This window comes from Roseibium sp. RKSG952, from assembly GCF_009711355.1.
In genome coordinates, this window is the sequence record NZ_SMMF01000961.1 from 234,839 (window position 1) to 256,583 (window position 21,745).

General features: G+C 55.9%; 19 protein-coding genes. 7 read left to right on the top strand and 12 right to left on the bottom strand.

Going from position 1 to position 21,745, the window contains the following annotated elements; translation table 11 throughout:
* The 11 genes from E1297_RS43735 to E1297_RS43785 all read right to left on the bottom strand — a co-directional run.
* Nucleotides 1-253, bottom strand: a 253-nt coding sequence (locus E1297_RS43735; protein WP_155149698.1) for a MarR family winged helix-turn-helix transcriptional regulator, incomplete at its 3' end; no start/stop codon positions are given.
* A gap of 70 nt (nt 254-323) precedes the next feature.
* The gene (locus E1297_RS43740; protein WP_155149568.1) at nt 324-1,025 is read right to left on the bottom strand and encodes an ABC transporter ATP-binding protein; all 702 of its coding nucleotides are present in this window, start codon (nt 1,023-1,025) and stop codon (nt 324-326) included.
* Nucleotides 1,018-1,791: an ABC transporter ATP-binding protein gene (locus E1297_RS43745; RefSeq protein ID WP_155149570.1), complete on the bottom strand. Its 774-nt coding sequence runs from the start codon at nt 1,789-1,791 to the stop codon at nt 1,018-1,020. The genes E1297_RS43740 and E1297_RS43745 overlap by 8 nt, the downstream gene beginning before the upstream one ends.
* Nucleotides 1,788-3,632 (bottom strand): ABC transporter permease, encoded by a 1,845-nt coding sequence (locus tag E1297_RS43750; protein ID WP_155149572.1) that lies wholly within the window; start codon nt 3,630-3,632, stop codon nt 1,788-1,790. Before E1297_RS43750 ends, E1297_RS43745 begins: the two co-directional genes overlap by 4 nt.
* Before the next feature lie 67 nt (nt 3,633-3,699).
* Nucleotides 3,700-4,914, bottom strand: a complete 1,215-nt coding sequence (locus E1297_RS43755; protein WP_155149575.1) for an ABC transporter substrate-binding protein — start codon at nt 4,912-4,914, stop codon at nt 3,700-3,702.
* An 88-nt stretch (nt 4,915-5,002) separates the two neighbouring features.
* Entirely contained in the window at nt 5,003-5,584 is a 582-nt protein-coding gene (locus E1297_RS43760) for an amino acid synthesis family protein (protein ID WP_155149577.1), read from the bottom strand.
* On the bottom strand, nt 5,581-6,162 hold the full coding sequence (locus tag E1297_RS43765; protein WP_155149579.1) for an amino acid synthesis family protein: 582 nt from the start codon (nt 6,160-6,162) through the stop codon (nt 5,581-5,583). The genes E1297_RS43760 and E1297_RS43765 overlap by 4 nt, the downstream gene beginning before the upstream one ends.
* On the bottom strand, nt 6,155-7,018 hold the full coding sequence (locus E1297_RS43770) for a UPF0280 family protein (RefSeq protein ID WP_155149582.1): 864 nt from the start codon (nt 7,016-7,018) through the stop codon (nt 6,155-6,157). The genes E1297_RS43765 and E1297_RS43770 overlap by 8 nt, the downstream gene beginning before the upstream one ends.
* Nucleotides 7,019-8,518: a 6-hydroxynicotinate reductase gene (locus E1297_RS43775; RefSeq protein WP_155149584.1), complete on the bottom strand. Its 1,500-nt coding sequence runs from the start codon at nt 8,516-8,518 to the stop codon at nt 7,019-7,021.
* Nucleotides 8,508-11,258: a molybdopterin cofactor-binding domain-containing protein gene (locus E1297_RS43780; RefSeq protein ID WP_155149586.1), complete on the bottom strand. Its 2,751-nt coding sequence runs from the start codon at nt 11,256-11,258 to the stop codon at nt 8,508-8,510. Before E1297_RS43780 ends, E1297_RS43775 begins: the two co-directional genes overlap by 11 nt.
* Nucleotides 11,251-12,084, bottom strand: coding sequence for a xanthine dehydrogenase family protein subunit M (locus tag E1297_RS43785; protein ID WP_155149587.1), 834 nt, complete (start codon nt 12,082-12,084; stop codon nt 11,251-11,253). Before E1297_RS43785 ends, E1297_RS43780 begins: the two co-directional genes overlap by 8 nt.
* Nucleotides 12,085-12,464: 380 nt before the next feature.
* Here E1297_RS43785 and E1297_RS43790 point away from each other — a divergent pair, with 380 nt between their 5' ends.
* From E1297_RS43790 to E1297_RS43810, 5 genes are all read left to right on the top strand, one after another.
* Entirely contained in the window at nt 12,465-13,712 is a 1,248-nt protein-coding gene (locus tag E1297_RS43790) for a branched-chain amino acid ABC transporter substrate-binding protein (RefSeq protein WP_155149589.1), read from the top strand.
* 79 nt (nt 13,713-13,791) lie between these two features.
* Nucleotides 13,792-14,748: a branched-chain amino acid ABC transporter permease gene (locus E1297_RS43795; RefSeq protein WP_155149591.1), complete on the top strand. Its 957-nt coding sequence runs from the start codon at nt 13,792-13,794 to the stop codon at nt 14,746-14,748.
* On the top strand, nt 14,745-16,031 hold the full coding sequence (locus E1297_RS43800; RefSeq protein ID WP_155149593.1) for a branched-chain amino acid ABC transporter permease: 1,287 nt from the start codon (nt 14,745-14,747) through the stop codon (nt 16,029-16,031). Before E1297_RS43795 ends, E1297_RS43800 begins: the two co-directional genes overlap by 4 nt.
* The gene (locus tag E1297_RS43805) at nt 16,028-16,792 is read left to right on the top strand and encodes an ABC transporter ATP-binding protein (protein WP_155149595.1); all 765 of its coding nucleotides are present in this window, start codon (nt 16,028-16,030) and stop codon (nt 16,790-16,792) included. Before E1297_RS43800 ends, E1297_RS43805 begins: the two co-directional genes overlap by 4 nt.
* Nucleotides 16,792-17,493 carry an ABC transporter ATP-binding protein gene (locus tag E1297_RS43810; protein ID WP_155149597.1) on the top strand — a complete coding sequence of 234 codons (702 nt, stop codon included), beginning with the start codon at nt 16,792-16,794 and terminating at the stop codon, nt 17,491-17,493. Before E1297_RS43805 ends, E1297_RS43810 begins: the two co-directional genes overlap by 1 nt.
* Nucleotides 17,494-17,565: 72 nt before the next feature.
* Here E1297_RS43810 and E1297_RS43815 read toward each other — a convergent pair whose 3' ends face one another.
* On the bottom strand, nt 17,566-19,005 hold the full coding sequence (locus tag E1297_RS43815) for a coniferyl aldehyde dehydrogenase (protein ID WP_368669848.1): 1,440 nt from the start codon (nt 19,003-19,005) through the stop codon (nt 17,566-17,568).
* Between the two features lie 181 nt (nt 19,006-19,186).
* Between E1297_RS43815 and E1297_RS43820 the strand changes: the two genes are divergently transcribed.
* Both E1297_RS43820 and E1297_RS43825 read left to right on the top strand, forming a co-directional pair.
* Nucleotides 19,187-19,684 carry a flavin reductase family protein gene (locus tag E1297_RS43820; RefSeq protein WP_155149600.1) on the top strand — a complete coding sequence of 166 codons (498 nt, stop codon included), beginning with the start codon at nt 19,187-19,189 and terminating at the stop codon, nt 19,682-19,684.
* 183 nt (nt 19,685-19,867) lie between these two features.
* The gene (locus E1297_RS43825; protein ID WP_155149602.1) at nt 19,868-21,427 is read left to right on the top strand and encodes a class I adenylate-forming enzyme family protein; all 1,560 of its coding nucleotides are present in this window, start codon (nt 19,868-19,870) and stop codon (nt 21,425-21,427) included.
* Nucleotides 21,428-21,745: the final 318 nt, after the last annotated feature.

Below are 21,745 nucleotides of genomic sequence, written 5' to 3' on the forward strand. Positions count from 1 at the left end.
TAATCGTGAAGCCCTTTTGCTTCAAGCGGTCCACAACACCTTTAATCGTCGCGACATCCATGGCGGCCAACCGGCCCAAGCGGTTTTGCGAACATTTTCCAAGCTCGGCAATTCGCACCAAAGCTGCAAATTGAGTGGGCGTCAGGCCTTCCAGGGTGTGCGACTGAAAAATCGAAGCGTGACGCTGATTGGCCAGACGCAACAAATAGCCGACCTGACTGTCGAGCAGATAGCTGTCGTCTGAGTCTGTCATGGTTGCTCCTGACCGGTATTTTCGTTTGTGTTATAATAAACGTCCGGGCGACCGCTACAATAGCCAGGGGTCATACCGCAAGGTAGGAATTGGAAATCTCAGGATTTTCGTCCAGATCCGCGAAACTACCTTCGAACCTCATCTCTCCTTTTTCTATGATATATGCCCGGTCCGAGACCAGCCGTGCAAAATGCAGGTTCTGTTCACTGATCAGTACCGACAAACCTTCGCGTTTCAATTCGGCTATGACACGCGCCATCTGTTCGACGATTACCGGAGCGATCCCTTCGGATGGTTCATCCAGCAAGACCAGTTTGGGGTTGCCCATCAGGGTGCGGGCTATGGTCAGCATCTGCTGTTCACCCCCAGACAACTGCTTGCCGAGGTTTTTCCGACGCTCATCAAGATTTGGGAACAGCTCGAACAGATGTTCCAGCGTCCATGCCGGGGCACCCGGGCGGGGTGGGCGACGACCGACCTCCAGATTTTCTTCAACGGTCAAATCACCAAATATCCGCCGTTCTTCCGGAACATAGCCGATGCCTGCGCGGCAAATGGCATGGGGCGTGCCACCCAGGATGCTGCGTTCGTCATAGTGAACTGTACCTGCAGTGTGGCGTACCAGCCCCATGATTGATTTCATTGTCGTAGATTTTCCGGCGCCATTGCGCCCCATCAGCGCGACAACTTCGTTCTCTTGGATATTCAGAGATACGCCGTTCAGAATCTGTGCGCGGCCATACCATGCACTGAGGTTGGTGACTTCAAGCATAGGCACCCTCCGCTTCGAAAACGCTGCCGCCGCCCAGATAGACTTCCTGTACCGTGGGGTTTGATCGGATTTCCGAGCCGGTGCCTTCAGCGATCAACTCACCCCGATTCAGGACAAGAATGCGGTGGGCATGGGCAAAAACCACATCCATGTCATGTTCAGTGAAGACGACGCTGACCCCTCCCTTTGCAACGATTTCTGCGGTCAGGGACATCAGTGCAAGTCGCTCGGAAGGGGCCATACCAGCGGTTGGCTCATCCATCAGCAATAAGGCGGGTTCGTGGGCGAGTGCGATCGCCAGTTCCAGCCGCTTGAGATCACCATAGGCCAGTTCTGAACAGGCGCGCCCGGACTGATCCTGCATCGAGACGAGCTCCAGCAATGCCATCGCCTCATCCACGTACAAATGTGTCGCACGAGAAAACAGGTCAAACACCCGACGATGATGCGAGATCAGCGCCATCTGCACGTTTTCGACAACTGTCATCGAAAGGAAAGTCGCCGTGATTTGGAACGTGCGGCCTACGCCCATTCTCCAGATTTTCCGCGGTGGATGGCCGATCAGGGCCTGGCCACGCAGCGAAACCGAGCCGGTATCGGGTTTCAAATACCCGTTCAGCATGTTGAAGCAGGTTGTCTTGCCTGCACCGTTTGGGCCGATCAGGGCCAGAAACTCACCTTCGTTCAGATCAAAGCTGACATCTTTAACCGCCTGCACGCCTCCAAAGCGTTTGGAAAGGTCACGTACCTCAAGAACCCGAGTCATGCCCGCTCTCCCTTCAGCATACGCAACAGTCGCTGAATGCCACCTGCGATCCCATCCGGAGCCAGCAGAACGACGACCAGTATGATGGCGCCGAAGATGAACCGCCAGTAATCCAGCCGTGTGACCCAGTCCTCAATCAGAACAAAGGCACCGGCACCCAGTATTGGTCCAGCCAGTGCGTGAATACCGCCCAGCAACACCATGATCAGGCCGTCGATACTCTGCGCAATCCCCAGACTGTCAGGAAAGACGCTGCCTTTGGAAAAGGCAAATACGACGCCGGCCAAACCTGCAAAACCTCCGGCCAGAACAAAGCCCATCCATTGGTGGAAGCGGGTATCGACACCGATCGCTTCGGCCCGGGTCTGGCTGTCGCGTATGCCGCGCAGCACGTAACCGAAGGGCGAGAATGCCGCGCGGCGCAACATCCAAATACCGCCAACACACAAAACAAAAGCGATATAGAAAAAGACCTTGTCCGAACTGGCCCACTTGGCAGGCCATACCCCAAGGATTCCATCATCGCCTCCGGTAAACTCCTGCCATTGGAAGGTGACCCCCCATAGGATCTGAGCGGCGGCCAGCGTGAGCATCGCCAGATATACGCCAGAAAGCCGTACGCAGAACCAGCCAAAGAACAGGGCTGCCATAGCGGCGCAGATCGGGCCAAAGATCATCGCCGGGAGCATTCCAAATCCGAGAAACTTGACGGCCATCGCCGCAGCATACGCCCCGACACCAAAGTAAGCGGCATGCCCGAAGCTGACCATGCCTCCGACGCCCATCATGAAATGCAATGACACTGCAAACAGCGTTGCCACCATCACATCCACCATCAGGACCGTCGTGAAATCGGCGGTGAAGAACGGGCTGAGTGCAAGAACGCCCAAAGCCGCAAAAAGAACCATTGCCGATTTCTGGTCCATCAGCGCTAGAGGCCGCTCGGGTTCTTCTGGCGCGCCTTTCTCGCTGCCCGGTTTTCCGAACAATCCATGAGGCCGGAAGATCAGGACGATCGCCATCACGATAAAGGGCAGGACAATCGAGATTTGGGGGAAAATCAGGATCGCAAACGCATTGAGAACCGAGATGAGAACTGCCGCGACAAATGCCCCTGAAACACTGCCCATACCGCCGATAACGACGACAACGAAGGCTTCGCCGATGATCGAAAGGTCCATTTGCAGCGACACCGCTTCACGTGGAATTTGAAGCGCACCGCCCAGCCCGGCCAGGAATGAACCCAGCACAAAGGCCGCCGAGAACAACCAGGCCTGATTGACGCCAAGTGCGCCGACCATTTCGCGGTCCTGTGTGGCTGCACGGACCAGCACACCCCAGCGCGTCTTGTGGAACAGCAACCAGATCGCCAGCAGCACGACAGGTCCGATCGCAATCAGGGCGAGATCATATTCAGGGATTGGCTCTCCCATGATCCGGACCGCTCGATCAAGTCCAGGCGCGCGCGGCCCCAGCAGATCCTCAGCCCCCCAAATCGCCAAAGTCGCATCCTGAAAGATCAGAACGACCCCAAAGGTTGCAACCAGCTGGAACAACTCGGGCGCATGATAGATGCGGCGCAGGATGGTCAGCTCGATCACGAGGCCGATCAATCCGACAATCATTGCAGCCAGAATCACACTGCCCCAAAATCCGATGATGCTGCCGCTCCAGATTGAGACCAGCGTATATGCGAGATACGCGCCGATCATATAGAACGAGCCATGCGCGAAATTCACGATCCGCGTAACGCCGAAGATGATCGAAAGCCCTGAAGCGATGAGAAACAGCGAAGACGCATTCGCCAATCCAGTCAGTAGCTGAGCAAAATAGAACCCCATCGGGCCACCGTCCCTTGTTCGTGTTCTTATTGTGGGGCGGGGCAACATATGCCCCGCCGATTTAGGCTTATTCCGCCGGACGCAGGGCTGTTGCGTCTTCTTCACTGGGCAGATAATCGGCCCCATCAGCATAGGCCCAGTCGACCATCACAGGGTTACCATCCACCATACCGGTCTTGCCGACATAGGCACCCATCGTGGACTGGTGGTCAGCCGCGCGGAAAGTGAATGGGCCGGTGGGGCTGGTGTCAACGGTCAGTCCCTCCATTGCAGCCAGCAATGCCTCGGTGTCTGTTGAACCGGCTTTCTCGAGTGCAGCAGCAATCGCCAGAACTGAGTTGTAGCCGACTATCGAACCCGTCTTGGGTGCTTCGCCAAATTTCGCGATATAGGCATCGGCAAAGGCTTTGTGGTCGTCGGTTTCGATATCTGTTGATGGATACCCGGTTACGATCCAACCCTCAGGCGCTTCACCCCCCAACGGAGCAAGATACTCGGGCTCACCAGTCAGAAGAGACGCCACATCGCGGTCTTCGAAGAGGAAGCGCAATGACCCTTCACGGACGAATTTTGCCAGATCACCACCAAATGTGACGTTGTAGATCGCATCCGGTTTGGCCGCTTCCAATGCGCGTACAGTTGATCCTGCGTCGATCTTGAACAATGGGGGCCACTGTTCTTCGACAAACTCCACATCAGGGCGCAATTTGGTCAGCTCTGATTTGAAAGCCTTCACCGCATCCTGCCCATAGGCATAGTTCGGCGCGACGGTGGCCCATTTCACAGCGTCCAGCTTTGCGGCTTGTTCCGCCAGCATGGCAGCCTGCATGTGGGTCGAGGGGCGCAGCCGGTAGGTGTATTTGTTACCCTTGGACCAAACGATCGCGTCTGACAGAGGTTCGGAGGCGAGGAACAGAACCTCTTTCTGTTTGGCAAAATCCGATACAGCCAGGCCAATATTGGACAGGAATGTACCAAAAATCAGCACGGCTCCGTCTTTCGAAACCAATTCTTCAGCGATGCGGATTGCGGTCGCCGGATCGCCGGTATCGTCGCGGCTGATGACTTCCAGTTGTTTGCCATTGACACCACCTGCGGTGTTGATTTGTTCAACAGCCAGCTGCCAGCCTTTTTTGTAAGGCTCCGTAAAAGCCGGAAGCCGGGTGTAGCTGTTGACTTCGCCCAGCACAATGGTGTCTTGGGCCAAGCCGCTGCCGGCAGTTAAGCCGGTCAATGGCAACGCGGCGAGCGCGCCAAGTACCGTGCGTCTGATCAGATTCATATCTAGTCCTCCCTATGATCATTTTTCACGGCCAGTTGTGCCCGGCTTCTTGGTCGTTGTCAGTGCCAGATTGAGGTCAATTACATTTTTAGCGTAGCCCGTCCTTGCCTTCTGCCTCTTCGGAGGTCAGCCCTCCAACGCGTGGCAATGGGCGGCCACTGTCTGTGACCGCGACGGCCACCATGATTTCATTGGCCCGAGGAGCATCGTTCAGCTGCACTTCGATCCCATCAAAATGAGAACGTACATAGGCCGCATCCTTGTGGCCCAAGGGTACATCCAAAACCTGTCCGGGACTGCCCATCTTCTTTGATGACGGAACCAGAGCGGCACCTTTCTCGACCTCTTTGCGCAACGGGGTGCCCAGTTTCGGATGCAGTATCGCAGCGGCATGCTCCAACTCGCCGTTTTCGCCGACCATCGCCGATTTGCCATAACTTTCGGCTTGTTTCGGTGTGATACCCAGGGCTTCGACGCAACGGCGGCCAAGCAGTGCGCCCAGTTCCGCACCTGTCTCCATCAACGGCGTCAGATCCTCGACATACTGTCCAGCGAACGGGTTTTCGATTACTGCGACGGCCACTGCCTTGCGGGTGGCAGGTGATATTTGCCGTCCTGCCTCGATGTGTGTTTCTTCGATGTTGACGGCAATCTTGCGAATTTTGGTCATCGCAGCCCATCCTCTCCTTTGATATCCCAAGCTTCAAGCCCGCCCGAACGCGAATGAACACGCGGCCCGGTGGTCATGACCAAAGCGAATGCAAGCTCTCCTGCGCGCGGCGCATCGTTGCTTCCGACCTCCATGCTGTCGAAGTGACTGCGAACGTAAGAAGCGTTGATGTGAGTGATTGGCACATCCAGCCGCGCACCGACGCCACCCACTTTCTTTGAGGACGGGACAATTGCATTTGCCTGGCCCAACAATTGCCGCATCGCGTAGCCACCGGGAGCGTGCCACAGCGCGCCATGCTCCAACTCTCCGGCTTCACCCACAAGAGAACCCTTGCCATAACCCTCGATGATGTCGGGTCCTCCCAGCATGTCGATGAGCTTTTGCGCCATTTCCAGTCCCAGTGGCTTCAGGTCTTCCATGAAGCCCGTGATTTCAGGCTCATAGCGCCCCGCGAACGGGTTGGAGATAATAGCGAGTGCCGATGCGCGGTATAGAGGTTTGTCCGGGGCAGGGCCGCCTTCGTGAAAAACTTCTTCCAGCGAAAAAACCGTTTTCCGCAGTTGAACGTCAGGCATATTCGGGAATCCTTTGTATTGAAGAAGATACCATCCGGGTCGGCCCGGTCTGGCAGCTATGACCCTGAAGCGAAAGATGAGCGGCGCTGATCAGGCCCCTGGCTCTCATGTCTTCGGCTGCATCAAGACCGCGCTGCAGGGCGTCGCGGATTACTGGTGCAGTGAGCGCGCCAAATGAAACCGGGACCAGGCGCGTACCCAGATCGGTGTCATCTCGTAGCTCAATGGCCGGGACGCGATGGATTGCGGGGTGATCGGGAAGATCGACGGCATTGGCGATCAAGGTTGCCGCCACATCTGCTTGCGCCGCGCTTTGTGCAAGCACGGTCACGCTGTCAGCAATACCCAGGCTCAGACTGCGCCCACCGCGACCGGATGTGGCTACCCCGCCGATTCTATCTTCGGCGCAAAGAGCGATGCGCCCTAATTCCTGTCCTTCAAGACCGCTCATCGAAATGTTGAAGGTCTGGCCCGGCCCGAGAAAAATGGCTATATCGCCGCCGTTGTTGACGGATGCACGGTTCAGAGATGCGGCATCGCGCATCGCGCTCAGCACGTCGTCGGCAACTGCCCCTGCGACAGCGGCCATGCGAGTGACAAAAACACGAGCATGAGCGCGCGCGGCCTTGTCCATGCGTCGGGCGATCTGGCCATTCGGGTATGGGCAGTCCGAGGTCAGGGGTTGTCGAAGTAGTTCAAGCTCTTCCACCAGTTCCTGCAGCACCGATTGGAACCGGCAGTGCGCGGCCTCAAACGCATGTTCCCGCTCACCTTCGGCGTCGACGATCAGGTCGATCGGCCCATGCTGCAGATGCAGCCGCTGTCCACAAGGAAGTATGGCGGAAACCGGTTTCATCTAGCCCGAAGTGCCTTTCGCCCATCTGTAGTTGGCAGAGGCCATCGGGTCTGGCTGGTTTTGGAACTGATCTACCTTGCGGGTCTCGTCTGAGACAACATCCGCAACGGGCTTGATTTCGTTCATGTGCCCACCCAGTGTCCCGTAGTCACTGACGCGCATGGTGAACTCGATCGGAGCAACAAGGGCAGGGGTCGGCACATATCCGAACGAGCCTGTGGGCATATCCAGGACATCCACCATCACGGTAATCCCACCACCAGGCCAGACAAAAGCTTCGGCCCCGCCGCAGGAGACGAATGTCAGTGAATCCTTGACGGATTTTGTCAGCCGCACCGGGTTTTCGGTGACTCCGGCGCGCAGGCTTCCGCCCGCGCCTCCCATGAACAGAACCGAACAGACCGAAGGTTCGCAATTCTCCGCAATCAGTTCAGCCGATGCCTTGAGCGCTGGAGGGATATCCGCAGACTGTGGTTTCAGATCAGCATCGAGTTCATAATATCCGTATTGCTCACCTGTGGTCGAGACCATCAACAGCTTCAGGCCTTCCCGCGCAAACTTCGCGTTGAAATCACCCAGAATCGTGAGCGGATCCTCAATATCCGTGCCACCCCAGCCAGTCCCCGGTTCGGCCACATTGAAATAGCGCCCGGGCGTCGAGCGGCGTCCGTTAATTTTGATGCCGGTCGGTTCGACATCCAGCAGTTTGCCTGCCTGATGCTCGGATAGTACCCCGGTGATGTGATCATCCACCACCACAACATCATCCACGTGATCGACCCACTGCTTGGCAAACATGCCGATCGTGGCGGATCCGCAGCCGACCCGCATCAGCTTTTCCTCGACCCCGTTGATAATGGGAGCCTTACCTGCCTGAACGACGACGGTGGTTTCGTGGCCCTCATCGCCGATCACCATCTCGACAGCCTCGCGGTTGCACAGCCGCAGCAGAGCGTCGCAGGTGACCCGCCCCTCTTTCTTGCTGCCGCCGGTGAGATGTTCAACCCCGCCCAGAGATAGCATTTTTGAGCCGTATTCTGAGGTCATTACATGACCGATCGGTTCGCCATCAACACGGACAATATCGCGCTCGTGCCCGATGTGACGGTCGGTGTCGATCTTAACCTTCACGCCGCAATACGAGAAAATCCCTTCAGTCACGACCGTGACCATGTCCACACCTTCGACCTCCTGGCTGACGATGAAGGGGGCGGGTTTATAGTCCGGATATGTCGTACCTGCACCCACAGCGGTCACGAATGGCCGTTTGCCCTGAACAATGTCACCGTCCCAGTCATTCGGGCCGGAGCTGTCCTTCATGAACGGCACAAGCCGGGTGTTTTCAGTACTTTCGATGATGGTCAGCGCGTCGAGTCGTACCAGATCTCCACCATGGTTTGCATAGCGATCGCAGGCTCCGGCTTTACCGTCTGCGATGAAGCACATCACCGGGCAGGCGTCGCATCGGATTTTCTCCGGCTTTGCACGATCAGTTGCCATTTTCGTTTTCCTTGATTGCCGCGCGCAGTCGGGAGGGTGTCGCGGGAAGCTGGTTCAACCGGACACCGCAGGCGCGTTTAATTGCATTCAGAAGAGCGGGCGCAGTTGGAATAAGCACATGCTCACCCAACCCTTTGGCGCCGTAAGGGCCATGGGCGTCTTCTTCTTCGATGATGATCGTTTCGATCGGAGGAATGTCACCTATGGTTGGGATCAGATAGTCGTGCAAGTTTTCGGTGCGGCCCGGGAGGTATTCCTCCATCAGCGTCATACCGAGCCCCTGGGCAATGCCGCCCTGCACCTGTCCTTCTACCAGCATCGGGTTGATTGCCTTGCCGACATCATGGGAGGCGACGAATTTCACAGGTTTCACGGTGCCCAGCTTTGTGTCCACTTCGACCACCGCCAGATGCGCGGCATAGCCGAATTGTGCGTAGGGCACACCCTGACCGTTTTCGTCCAATGGTTTGGTTGGCGGGTCATAGGTTTCCTCGGCCCGCAGGACATATCCCTTTGCATCGGCGGCGAGCGTGCTGAGATCGATCCGGTGGGATTGTCCGTTATCGTTCACCTCAAGCATACCTGCTGAAAGCGTGATCTTTGCATCCGGCCCGGCATTCACACGGGCCAGAATCTGCGCGCGCAATGCTTCACCTGACAGGCGCGCGGCGCTGCCCGATACATAGGTCTGACGTGATGCAGATGTTTTGCCCGCGTCTGGCGTGACGTCCGTATCGCTACCGATAAGCTCGATTAACTCAACAGGAACTCCCAAAGCCGTTGCAAAGATTTGTGTGATGACCGTGTTTGCACCCTGACCGATATCCATCGCCCCCTGATGCAGAACCAAAGTGCCGTCCGCCCGAATGCCGGACTTTATGGTCGAAGGGTTGGGCAGAGAGGTGTTGCCGCACCCATACCAGCCCGCAGAAACGCCGACGCCGCGCTTGAGAGTGTCATTGCGCGCGTTGAATGCCTCTGCCGCGTCACGTTCCGCTCTCCAAGCGGGTTGCAACGCCTCGAGGCAAGCGCGAATGCCGACACCCTGCTTGAAGACCTGACCGCAAACTGTAGGTGTTCCATTTTCAAGGGCATTTCGAAGGCGAAACTCAAGCGGGTCCATATTCAGCTTGTCCGCCAACTCGTCAAACAGGCTTTCTTGAGCAATTGCAGATTGAGGAACACCAAATCCACGAAACGCCCCGGACGGCGGACAGTGCGTGTGAATGCCTTTGGCCTCGGCGCGATAGTCCGCAATTTTGTAGGGGCCTGAGGCGTGGACCGGCACCCGATTTGCGACGGTTGGCCCCCAACTTGCATAAGCACCTGTGTTGAACAGACCGTCAAATGTCATGCCGCTGACCCGGCCATCGTTTGTAGCGCCAATCGTTACCCAAATGTCCGACGGATGGCGTTTGGTTGTCGATTGCATAGACTCGGTGCGTGAGTATGTCAGACGAACAGGTTTTCCGGTTCGTAAGGCTGCAAGAGCAAGATAGGGCTGCACCGAAAGGTCAAGTTTGGAGCCGAACCCTCCTCCGACACCCGTCGGTATGATGCGTATTTGATCACGGGGCATGCCCAGAACGATTTCCAGCGAATCCAGATCCATGACCGGTGCTTGAGTACATGCATGCACTTCAACGCGGCCATCCACGATCTCGGCATATCCGGCTTCCGGCTCAATATAGCCATGCTCGATGAAACCTGAGCGAAAGTAACCTTCGGCAACCACGTCAGCCCGCGCGATGGCTTCATCCGGGTCACCGCATTTGACGAATCCGCCACACATGACGTTGCCGTCACGCCCGTCATGCAACTGCGGCGCCTCTGGTGTCATTGCTTCCTGAATAAGCAGGGAAGCCGAGCGCTCGTCCCAGCTTACAGGGAAGGAGTTCGGATCGAAGGTCGCCATCATCTCAGGTGTACCAACAACTGCGGCAACCGCCTCGCCGCGAAACCGCGCCTCGGTTTCAGCAAATACCGGCTGGTCGGCGAAATCGGGGATTACACCAAATATGTTACGGCCCGGAACATCGGTTGCTGTCAGAACCGCCTCGACGCCCGAAGTATCCTGAACCCATGTTTGCAAATCCCCAAAGGTGAAACCCGCCCGATGATAGGGCGAGCGGATTACGGCGATTTCCAGCGTGCCAGATGGTGCGACATCGTCGCCAAACAGCTCAGCCCCGGTCACCTTGTCATGGCCATCCACCCGGCGGATGGCATCTCCTGCATGACCGATGGATGGTGTCGGTTCAGTTGCGGTTCCTGCTGCAACCACTGCATCGATGATCTTACGATATCCGGTGCAGCGACAGAGGACGCCTCCAAGCGCATCCTGAACCTGTTGAACGTCTGGTTGGGGCGTCTCGCGAAGCAACGCAACAGCTGCAGTCATCATTCCGGGCGTGCAGATCCCACATTGGGCGGCACCATGGTTCTGAAAACTCGTTGCAAGCTGTTTCGTGATCAGATCGTTCTGTGATAGTCCGCCGAGCGTTTCAACCGAGCGACCTGCGACCTGTTGTGCCGGCATAAGGCAAGCACAGACAGGATCACCATCGACAAGTACTGTACACGCGCCACAGTCTCCGGCATTGCACCCAATCTTGACGTCACGCGCGTTGAGACGCTCGCGAAGAGTATCAGAAAGACGTTCGCCAACCCGGGCAACTATACTGGCGACCTGCCCGTTCAGAAGGAATTCGGTTGTGATTTCATCGGCCGGCTTATCCATGGAACTGACCCGCCTCTTTGATCGCTCTGGCACATTGTTCTGCGGCAGCTTCCAGCCGGTATCCGGCACTGCCGCGAACGTCATCAATCGGGCTGAGAGAGTTCAGATGATCCGGGCTGACCCTGACATCTTCGATCTGTTGACCAATTAACTCCTGCTCGAGTTCGGGCAGACGTTGCGCCACTGCGGAACACGCCCCCACTGCGACACGTGCATGATTGATGCGGCCATCCTGATCCAGATTTATGACCGCCGAGGTCATCGTGATCGAGATTACCAGATACCGTCGGGCACCCAGTTTCTCAAAATGCCCGACGGATCCTTTTGGCGGATCGGGCAGATAGATCGCGGTAACCATCTCATCATCTGCCAGCGCAGTCCGGCGCACGCCGGTAACGAAATCCTGTAGCGAAAGCTCCTGAACCCCGCGGACCGAGCCAATTTCGACGCTGGCATCCAAGGTTAGCAGGGGTGGTACGCCATCTGCTGCCGGAGACGCATTACACAGGTTTCCGGCAACCGTTCCACTGTTTTGAATTTGCAGGCTTCCAACCTCACGGGCTGCGGCTTGCAATCCGCGAAACGCAGGGGGCAGATTTGCACGCGCTACGTCCGTCCAGCGTGTCGCTGCCCCTATTTTCCAGCGCTTTTGGTCAAAGGTGACGCCTGCAATCCCGTCAATCCGGGTGACATCCATCATATCGGTACACAATTCGTGACGCTGCCGGGATGGAAAGAAGTCTGTTCCGCCGGCGATTATGGCAAGGTCCTGAGAGGCGAGCAAACTGAATGCTTCGTCAAATGAACCTGGTGTTAGATACCGCAATGCTGTCATTCCTGATGGCGAGCTTTCTGTTTGTGTACTAATGATATTAGGCAATCGAAAAAAAAGTCAACGATTTGTTTGAGGATCATTTGCTCTTCCGTGGAAGGCTGGCGCTGGGGGCTGCAATTTCACCAAGATTGCCGATTACTGTCATATTTTTATGGCTCAACGAACCAGATGGCGGTTCCATTGGCCTTTGCGTCGGGCTGGCTGCTCTTACTTGGGCGAGTCAAAGAAATGCTGATTCCGGAACTCACTTTTCATCAGTAATTCGTTGACACACTAACATTCCCTAGCAACTATAGTGATCGATCACTCACCTAGATGTGAATCCACTGGCGGATCAAAATCGACCGCTTGATGTCAAAAGGGAGGAAGAAATGAATAAGTTCAAATTGATGCTGGCAAGCGTTGCGATAACTGCATTGACCGCAGGCGCCTCAGTTGCGCAGGAAAAGGTGCGAATCGCATTCATCGATCCGCTATCCGGCCCATTCGCAACCACCGGCACGCAAGGGTTGGCTATCTACCGCCACAGCGTCAAAGAGCTGGTTAACGAGCCCGGTGCTTTGCTAGAGGGGCAAGCCGAATTTGAGATGGTACCCTTTGACAACAAAATCAGCGCCAAGGAATCATTAATCCAGCTACAAGTGGCGATGGATCAGGGTATCCGCATCATTGCGCAGGGCGCATCTTCTGGGGTTGCCAACGCGCTGACCGAAGCCGTGGCGAAGCACAATCGCCGCAACCCCGATGACCCGGTCATCTTCCTCAACCACTCAGCCGTGGATCCAGCCCTGACAAACGACAAGTGTCAGTTCTGGCATTTCCGTTTTGATGCGAATGCTGACATCAAGATGGACGCCCTGACCGACGACATTGCAGCCAACCCGGATATCAAAAAGGTCTATATCATCGGCCAGGACTACTCCTTCGGCAAAGCCGTTGCTGCAGCGGCACAACGATTCCTTAAGGAGAAGCGCCCTGATATCGAGATCGTCGGGAATGAGTTGCACCCGATCGGCAAGGTCAAGGACTTCACACCTTACGCGCGCAAGATTGTAGGCTCGGGCGCAGACGCAGTAATCACCGGCAACTGGGGCGGCGATATGGTCGGTCTTGGCAAGGCGGTCATGGGCGCTGGCTTCGACAAGCCTATCTACACCTACTATGGCGCAACGTCCGGCATTACAGCAGCCTTTGGTGAAGAGGGTGACGGCATCGTAAAACTGGTTGGCGCCGGTCAGGTCAATCCTCCGGCAACCCCGGAAGCCCAGGAATTCGTCGGCGCGTTTTATGAATCCTTCCCGGATCTCGATTTTGGCCAACCACAAATGGCAAACGTCGCCCCGATGCTGGCCGCTGCAATCAACGAGGTCGGCAACGCAACGGATATCAAAGCAATCGCCTATGCTCTGGAAGGTATGGAGTACGACAGTATCGTCACCGGCAAGACCGTCATGCGCGACAGCGATCATCAGGTGATCCAGACCGTGACGGTGCAGGGCCAGACACCAGACGATATCCTGTTCGAGTATGACAAATCGGGCCGCGGCATGGTTGCCGAAACCGTTGTCGAGATGGCCTCTGCAGACTCGTCCACAACGTGCGAGATGAAGCGCCCTTAACCCACTCACCGCTCTGGCGGGCCGTTTGTTTTCAGGCGGGCTGCTGGGTCACCACTCTATCAATTCAGGGAGACAAGCAATGGCGCTGTTCCTCGTGAACGTGTTGGATGGGTTTGTGACCGGACTGCTGCTGTTCATGCTATGCAGCGGCCTGACACTTATCTTTTCCATGATGGGCGTTCTGAATTTTGCCCATGCCAGTTTTTACATGCTGGGTGCCTATTTCGCCTATCAGATCAGTCTGGTCACAGGATTCTGGGTCGGCCTGATCATCGCGCCACTTATTGTCGGAGTTATCGGAGCCTTCATCGAACGTCACGGGCTCAGACGGGTGCATAAATATGGCCATGTGCCCGAACTGATATTCACCTTCGGTCTTGCCCTGTTGATCGAAGAGACGGTTCAGTTCTTCTGGGGAAAAAGCCAGCTTCCGTTTTCGGAACCAGAAACGCTGGACTTTGCCGCCTTTTCAATCGCCGGCAATTCTTTCCCAGCCTACAAACTCTTCATGATCTTTGTCGCGATGGGGATCTTCCTGACACTGCTTTACATCCTAACCAAGACCCGGATCGGCATGACCATTCAGGCGGCGCTCAACTATCCCGAAACCGTCCAAAATCTCGGGCACAACGTGCCTCTGGTGTTCATGTGTGTCTTTGGCGTTGGCACGGCTATGGCAGGTCTGGCTGGTGTCATCGCAGGGCCGGTTCTGGGGGTTTTCCCGGGGATGGCTGTGCAACTGGGATCAATCGTCTTTGTCACAATTGTAATCGGCGGGCTCGGGTCGCTTTGGGGTGCGTTGGTCGCATCCCTGATTATTGGCTGGATGCAGACCTTTGCCACAGCTTATGACATCACGGCCGAGCAGGTGCTGACTGCCATCGGCTTTACCAAGCCTGAATTGATCTGGGATCATCCGTTGCAGGATCTGTGGACACTGACACTGCCGCAGTTAGGGCCGATCCTGCCCTATCTGCTGATGATCATCGTACTTGTCCTTCGCCCGCAAGGTTTGATGGGGAACCGCGAGTCATGAGTATCGCAAGTAAAACCCCTTTGACGGCGGGTACGACGCGGCTGATTTCGCTGTCGACAACGGTACCCTGGGCGTTCGCTGTGTTATTTCTTCTATGCCTGCCCCTGGTGTTTCAGACCAGTTCGGCCCTGACAATTATGAACCAGATGGCCATCACCATCGTTTTTGCGCTCAGCTACAACATGTTGCTGGGGCAGGGGGGAATGCTGTCCTTTGGCCACGCGGTCTATATGGGCCTTGGCGGATTTTTTGCCATGCATGTGATGAACATGGTCGAAGACGGTTTGTGGTTGCCACTGCCGCTTCTGCCGGTTGTCGGTGGCTTGTTTGGCTTGGCATTTGCCTTCCTCATCGGCAGTTTTTCAACGCGCCGCGCCGGAACCGTATTTGCGATGATCTCACTGGGTGTCGGCGAACTGATCGCCGCCTGTTCGGTCATCATCGTTGTGTTCTTTGGTGGTGAGGAGGGGATTTCGGGTGATCGCACCATGGGCCCGCCGGTCTTTGGCTATGAGTTCCTGACTCAGCAAGAGGTCTATTACCTGACCATCTTCTGGCTGCTGCTGGCCACGTTGTTGATGTATCTGTTTTCGCGCACGCCTATCGGTCGGATCGCCAACGCAGTACGCGACAATGAAGAGCGCGCCGAATTTCTGGGCTACTCTCAACGCAATGTGCGCTGGATTTCCTTCTGTGCTTCGGGCTTTTTTGCCGGGGTGGCAGGATCCTTGTTTGCTATCAATTTCGAAATCCTGACCGAAGAAAACCTGAATCTTGCCACCTCTGGTTCAATTCTGCTGGTGACGTTCATTGGTGGGGCTGGCTTTTTTGTTGGGCCGATCATCGGTGCCGTGGTTTTCACTTTGCTGCAAACGGTTCTGGGGCTACATACCGAGCTTTGGGCGCTGTATCTGGGTATCCTGTTTGTTGCCTGTGTGATGTTCTTCCCGTCGGGCTTTGCCGGGCTGATAGCGATGCACCGCCGACCGTTCTCACTTGGTAAACTGCACCTGCTGATCAAGCCATATCTCAAAGTTGCGATCCCCTCGACCACCAGTGTTTTGTCATTGGCGGCCATTCTGGAAATCCTGTTTCACAAGCGCCACGGCTATGGCGGAGATCACGGGATGGAGCTGTATGGGATCGCTTTTGACAGCGGCGGCTATCACGCCATCGCCTTTTCGGCGCTCATCGCTGCCATATCCCTGTTTCTCGTGTCACGTGTGCTGCCGGAAATCCGGGCCGTCTGGGAAGAAGCAAACCACGCAGGAGGTCGGGGATGAGCGTTCCGGCAATCGAGCTGAAAAAACTTCAGAAGAGCTTTGGCCTGGCCAGCATCATTCAGGGTGTGGATCTGCAGATCGCAAAAGGTGAGCGGCACGCGATTATCGGTCCAAACGGGGCCGGGAAATCCACGCTGTTCAATCTGATCACGGGTCGCTTTGCGCCAACTTCAGGTGGGGTATTCCTTCACGGTGAAGAGGTCAGCGGTATGAAGCCGTTTGAGATCAATCGCCGTGGCCTCAGCCGGTCTTTCCAGATCACCAACATCTTTCCGAACATGACCGTATTCGAAAATATCCGCTGTGGGTTGTTGTGGACGATGGGGTATCGCTATTCCTTTTGGCACATGATCGGGCGGCAGCATGATGTTACTGAAAAGGCTGATGAGATCCTTGAGCAGATCAATCTGACCCAGCGCCGGAATGAACTGGCGGGAACGCTGGCCTATGCCGAACAGCGCGCGTTGGAGATTGGGATTACCATTGCTGGCGGAGCTGACATCATTCTGCTGGATGAACCTTGCGCGGGTATGAGTCATTCGGAGACCGATTTGATAGTCGACCTGATCCGCAAGGTGACCGAAGGCAAGACACTCATGATCGTCGAGCACGACATGGGCGTGATTTTCGATCTGGCCGACAAGATTTCGGTTCTGGTCTACGGCGAGGTGATCGAGTCTGAAACGCCGGACATCGTGCGCGCCTCGGCCAAGGTGAAAGAGGCCTATCTGGGCGCAAGTTTGGAAGAGGAGGCGGTGTGATGCTTCAGGTCACTGACTTGCACGCCTATTACGGCAAGAGCCACATCCTGCAGGGGGTCAACCTCGAGGTGGGCGAGGGTGAGATCGTCTCGCTGCTGGGTCGCAACGGGGTCGGGCGATCGACCACCTGCAAGGCCATCATGGGAGAGGTCGCGCCACATGGTTCGATCCGCTTTCGCGGGGATGAACTTGCCGGGCGCAAGAGCTTTGAAATCGCCAAGGCAGGCATCGGTTATGTGCCTGAAAACAGGAATATCTTTCCTGGCCTCACGACCCGGCAGAACCTGATGCTTGGCCTGAAACCGGGTCAGAAAGACGGCGATGGTCGATGGCGCATGGAGGACATGTTCGAGATGTTCCCCAACCTGCGCCGCCGCGCAGATGTGGATGCATCGGTCATGTCGGGTGGTGAAAAGCAAATGCTCACCATCTGTCGCGCGCTCATGGGGGATCCCGACTTTATCATGATCGATGAGCCAACCGAAGGTCTGGCTCCAAAGATAGTTGAGCAAGTCGGAGATCTGCTTGTGCAGATCGCCGAGCGGGGCGTTTCGATCTTGTTGGTTGAACAAAAGCTGACCATTGCCTTGCGCGTGACCAACCGGGTCTATGTCATGGGTCATGGCCACATGGTCTATGAGGGTACGCCACAGGATCTGAAGGAAAATGCTGACATCCGACAGGAATGGTTAGAGGTCTGACGAATTAGCTCTGTAGTGCCGGGGCAGTTGACAAGGTCAACGGGAGCCTGATCCAGGCTCCGTTTCATGTGATTATTTCTTCAGGAACGGGCCTATGACCTTGAAGAATTTCTTGCCATAGGGTGGTCGCAGGGCCTTGAAAACACCATCCATGTTGATCTGCTTGAAAACAGCTTTTGCATGACTGAAGCGTTTGAAGCCGTGGATACCGTGATATGAACCCATGCCGCTGGCACCGACACCGCCGAAAGGCAGCGACATCTGAGTCATATGCGTGATGGTGTCGTTGATTGTGGCACCACCGGAAATGGTGTTTTCCACCACCTTTTGTTGCTCAGCCTTGTCCCGGGCGAACACATAGGTCGCAAGAGGGCGCGCGCGATCATTGGCAAAGGCAATCGCTTCATCCAGCGAGTCATAAGGCAGGATGGGCAAGATCGGCCCAAATATCTCGTCCTTCATGGCTTCAAGTTCCGGGTCGGCGTCGATGATCAGGGTCAGCGGCAGGATTTTCTCGTTCGAGGCGGAAAGGTCCTCGTTTGCCGGATTCACCTCGACGATGCGCGCACCGGCGGACCGGGCCTGTTCGACCAGCCCTTTGAGCCGTTCGAACTGCCGATCCGAGATGATGTGGGTGCAATCGGGGTTGCCGGACAGGGTTGGAAGCGACTCGGCGACCTTGGTGGCAAAGGCGGTCGCGAACTCCTCCATGCTGGCGCGCGGGACCAGAATGTAGTCCGGCGCAAGGCAGACCTGACCGGCGTTGAAGATCTTGCCTGCTGCCAGCCGGGCGACTGTTATTTCCATATCTGCGCTGGGGGCGATGAAGGCCGGGTTCTTGCCGCCCAGTTCCAGTGTAGTCGGGACCATGTTCTCGGCCGCAGCGCGCAAGACATGTGGCCCGATGGTGCTGGCGCCAGTGAATAGCAGGTGGTTGAATGGCAGGCCGGTAAAGGCCTGAGCCACTTCGACGCCCCCAGTGGCTATGGCAACCTCATGTGGGGCAAACTTGGCTTCGAGTAGCGATTTCATCAGGTCCGAAGTCCGGGGTGTGTATTCCGACGGCTTCAGCATGACCGAGTTGCCTGCGGCGAAGGCCTCGGCCATTGGTCCGATGGACAGGATGATGGGGAAGTTCCACGGGCTGATGATGCCAATCACGCCCAGCGGTTGATAGTGAATTTGCGCGCGGGCGCCCAAAAGGCCCAAGGGAAACTCGGGCGAGGCTTTCTCAGGGCGCATCCAGCGGTCCAGATTCTTCCGTGCGAACTTAATCTCTTTCAGGGTGCCGACAATATCAGCCGCGATTGTCTCATGCCGTGACCGGTTCCCAAAGTCCGCGGAAATGGCGTCGATAATGTCATCCTGGCTATCCACGATCAGATCAATCAGACGCGTCAGACGATCTTTCCGCTCGGACGCGCTTGGCGCGCCATGGATGGCCAGATGGGTCTTTTGTGTTTCCAGTAGCGTCGAGAGGCGTTCGAAGGGGCTGGGGTTGTGATCGTTCACTTGGGCCTCCTGTTTGGTCCTGCGGGCGTAGCTAAACTTATCGCTGGTTGGTGCGCCTGTTCCAATTCCTGAATCAACAGCCTGGGTTTTCATTTGATGATGCCGGGCTGCGATGGCCGCGTTGACATTGGATCAATTATGTGGAAGTAAGTGAACGTACACTAAAGTGTAAGAGTGTAGAATGACCCTGACCACCGAAGACAGGTTCAAATCCGGCATGCAATTGCTTGCGGCCTCGACGAACATCGTGACCTCAGAATACCAAGGCGAGAGAGCTGGTATGGCCGCGACAGCTGTTTGTTCGCTGACGGCTGATCCGCCCGCACTGCTGGTGTGCATTAATCGCACCGCCCGCACATATGGTACCGTAATGGATAGTCGAAAATTTGCTGTGAACCTCGTGCCTGACGACATGACTGAAGTGGTTGGCGCCTTCTCCTCAAAGGCAGACAAGGAACAGCAGTTTCAGATGGCCGGAACCTGGGGCAGGGGTGATTTGGACCTGCCTGTGTTGAAAGAGGCCGTTGCCTCATTCGAGTGTGAGGTCGAAAGTTGGGCCAATACGAAAACACATGCGGTGTTCTTTGGATTGGTCAGGCAGGTTTATCTGAACCCGGATAAGTCGGCGTTGATCTATGGGCGCAAGGGTTTTCACAAACTGACGCCACTCGGCAAATGATCGAGTGATTATATGCGTGTTTGGTATTTTTGCGGGAGGTAGGGAGCCTCCCGTAAGCGCTGTCAAGCCCAGCCTGGGAATCTCCTGCCAAGATTGAAGAGTTCTTCGTTGACAGCCCAATGTATCTTGCTTGATAGTAAGAAAGCGAACGTTCACTAACTTAAGTATTGATAGGAGGCGCCGATGCCGACGCTTGGCCAGTTGATTGATCGAAATGCAAATCGCTTTGGTGATCACGACGCATATGTCGAACTGGACCGCCGTCGCAGTTGGCGCGATCTTGGCAAGCGTACAGATGTTCTGGCCCACGCCTTGCAGGGTTTGAATGTGAGAAAAGGGGATCGCGTTGGTGTTATCCTGCCTGACTGCATCGAGATGGTGGAGACGATCGGTGCCTGCGCAAAGACCGGCGCGATCCGCGTGGGTTTAAACTATCGTTTGGCGCCGCGCGAGATTGGGGCCCTTATCGACGACGCCGGCATCGATGTTTTGTTTGTGCAGGCAGTTATGGTCGATATCGCCAAAGAGGCCCTGAACGCCAGCAAACGCCAGCCCATCCTGATTGGAATTGGTAGCGATCATGGTTTTGATCTGGACTATGAGGCGCTGCTCAGCGCTGAGATGGGTTCCGGGACGTTCGATCAAACACCGCATGATCAACTTATGATCTGCTATACGACCGGATCGACCGGATTGCCCAAAGGTGCCATCTATCCACATCAGATGATGATGGAGTCCATGGCCGCAATCGCGCTTGCCGAAGGTGCTACTCCGGATGATGTTTGGCTGCATGCGATGCCGGCCTCCGGTATTCCGATTATGCATCTTCTGCGCAACATGTTTCACGGTTCCAAATGTGCAATCATTGGCGAGTGGGATGCTGAAATCGCGTTGAAGCTTATCGAACGTGAACAGGCCACCATTTGCGTTCTTGTTCCGACCATGTTGAATGGATTGCTTACCTCAGGCCAGATCACCAGGTACAATTGTTCCTCGATCCGACAGCTTGGTTATGGATCGGCACCGATCCCTCCTGCGACTGTTCGCGAGGCGCTCAAGGCGTTTGGCTGTGAGTTCCTGCAGATGTTCGGCACGACCGAGCTGATGGGGATGGGTATGATGCTGACAGCCACGGACCACGAGCGCGCGCTGAAGGATGGACATGACTGCCTAGAAAGCGCGGGTAAACCCTTGTTCTTTGTTGATGTACGTGTGGTTGATGATGCCGGGCAGGAGCTTCCTCGGGGTGAGGCAGGCGAGTTGTTGATCCGTTCGCCTTTTGTCATCCCGGGCTACTGGAATCAGGCCGTTGAGTATTCCGAGACTGTGCGCGACGGCTGGCTGCATACGGGTGATATCGCGCTGATTGATGCCGAAGGATATGTGCACCTGAAAGACCGTGCTAAGTTCCGGATCAAGTCAGGCGGATACAACGTATTCCCGGTTGAAGTCGAAAACTGTCTGGCTGAGCATGACGCAGTGGATGAAGTCAGCGTATTCGGCCTTCCGGATCCCAAATGGGGTGATCGCATACATGCGGTGGTTACGCTGCATGCCGACCAAACCACCAGCGGCCCTGATCTGCGCGAGTACTGCCGGGGCAAGATTGCAAACTTCAAGATTCCCAAGCGTATAGAGATTTGGGAGACGCTGCCAAAAGGTCCGACCGGGAAGATTCAGAAGCGTGAGATTATCGATATTTGCGGAAGTTCGGATAACCGCGAGTTGACCGGGCATACCTAAAGTTTAACCTGGTGTGCCGATGAGGCATTCCGAAAGCAGATAAGTGCTGACGCCGTCAGGCGTTGCGCGCTTTGTCCACCCACTAACCTGTTAATTTGCCAGTTTGGTGATGCCAGTTGCTGCCCCTGTCTGCAGAATTGGCACAGCCGGGCGGTCATCATTTAGTTTGCCCGTAATCGATGGGCGCCGATCGGGAGCGCCAGATCATACGCCGTGTGAATGACCGCACATGCGCATCGATTTGCCAAGACGCGACAATTCATCCTGTCCGACAGAAAATAAATAATCACAATTGACAATAAACTTGTGAGACATAAA

Bases quoted from the DNA above. Each gene is read 5' to 3' on its own strand.
- E1297_RS43740 (WP_155149568.1), bottom strand. From the start codon at position 1,025: ATGCTTGAAGTCACCAACCTCAGTGCATGGTATGGCCGCGCACAGATT.
- E1297_RS43745 (WP_155149570.1), bottom strand. From the start codon at position 1,791: ATGACTCGGGTTCTTGAGGTACGTGACCTTTCCAAACGCTTTGGAGGC.
- E1297_RS43750 (WP_155149572.1), bottom strand. From the start codon at position 3,632: ATGGGGTTCTATTTTGCTCAGCTACTGACTGGATTGGCGAATGCGTCT.
- E1297_RS43755 (WP_155149575.1), bottom strand. From the start codon at position 4,914: ATGAATCTGATCAGACGCACGGTACTTGGCGCGCTCGCCGCGTTGCCA.
- E1297_RS43760 (WP_155149577.1), bottom strand. From the start codon at position 5,584: ATGACCAAAATTCGCAAGATTGCCGTCAACATCGAAGAAACACACATC.
- E1297_RS43765 (WP_155149579.1), bottom strand. From the start codon at position 6,162: ATGCCTGACGTTCAACTGCGGAAAACGGTTTTTTCGCTGGAAGAAGTT.
- E1297_RS43770 (WP_155149582.1), bottom strand. From the start codon at position 7,018: ATGAAACCGGTTTCCGCCATACTTCCTTGTGGACAGCGGCTGCATCTG.
- E1297_RS43775 (WP_155149584.1), bottom strand. From the start codon at position 8,518: ATGGCAACTGATCGTGCAAAGCCGGAGAAAATCCGATGCGACGCCTGC.
- E1297_RS43780 (WP_155149586.1), bottom strand. From the start codon at position 11,258: ATGGATAAGCCGGCCGATGAAATCACAACCGAATTCCTTCTGAACGGG.
- E1297_RS43790 (WP_155149589.1), top strand. From the start codon at position 12,465: ATGAATAAGTTCAAATTGATGCTGGCAAGCGTTGCGATAACTGCATTG.
- E1297_RS43795 (WP_155149591.1), top strand. From the start codon at position 13,792: ATGGCGCTGTTCCTCGTGAACGTGTTGGATGGGTTTGTGACCGGACTG.
- E1297_RS43800 (WP_155149593.1), top strand. From the start codon at position 14,745: ATGAGTATCGCAAGTAAAACCCCTTTGACGGCGGGTACGACGCGGCTG.
- E1297_RS43805 (WP_155149595.1), top strand. From the start codon at position 16,028: ATGAGCGTTCCGGCAATCGAGCTGAAAAAACTTCAGAAGAGCTTTGGC.
- E1297_RS43810 (WP_155149597.1), top strand. From the start codon at position 16,792: ATGCTTCAGGTCACTGACTTGCACGCCTATTACGGCAAGAGCCACATC.
- E1297_RS43820 (WP_155149600.1), top strand. From the start codon at position 19,187: ATGACCCTGACCACCGAAGACAGGTTCAAATCCGGCATGCAATTGCTT.
- E1297_RS43825 (WP_155149602.1), top strand. From the start codon at position 19,868: ATGCCGACGCTTGGCCAGTTGATTGATCGAAATGCAAATCGCTTTGGT.